At 45.4% G+C, this 513-nt stretch carries 1 pseudogene; it reads right to left on the minus strand.

Annotation, left to right across the window (positions count from 1 at the left end):
- Positions 1–513 (minus strand): annotated as a pseudogene (locus tag R7E78_RS30685) (IS4-like element ISVsa5 family transposase); the annotation flags it as partial.

Genomic DNA, 513 nt, shown 5'->3' on the forward strand with positions numbered 1-513 from the left:
AGTCTTCCCTTGTTATTGTGTAGCCAGAATGCCGCAAAACTTCCATGCCTAAGCGAACTGTTGAGAGTACGTTTCGATTTCTGACTGTGTTAGCCTGGAAGTGCTTGTCCCAACCTTGTTTCTGAGCATGAACGCCCGCAAGCCAACATGTTAGTTGAAGCATCAGGGCGATTAGCAGCATGATATCAAAACGCTCTGAGCTGCTCGTTCGGCTATGGCGTAGGCCTAGTCCGTAGGCAGGACTTTTCAAGTCTCGGAAGGTTTCTTCAATCTGCATTCGCTTCGAATAGATATTAACAAGTTGTTTGGGTGTTCGAATTTCAACAGGTAAGTTAGTTGCTAGAATCCATGGCTCCTTTGCCGACGCTGAGTAGATTTTAGGTGACGGGTGGTGACAATGAGTCCGTGTCGAGCGCTGATTTTTTCGGCCTTTAGAGCGAGATTTATACAATAGAATTTGGCATGAGATTGGATTGCTTTTAGTCAGCCTCTTATAGCCTAAAGTCTTTGAGT

The sequence above is a fragment of the Vibrio sp. YT-19(2023) genome (assembly GCF_033337395.1).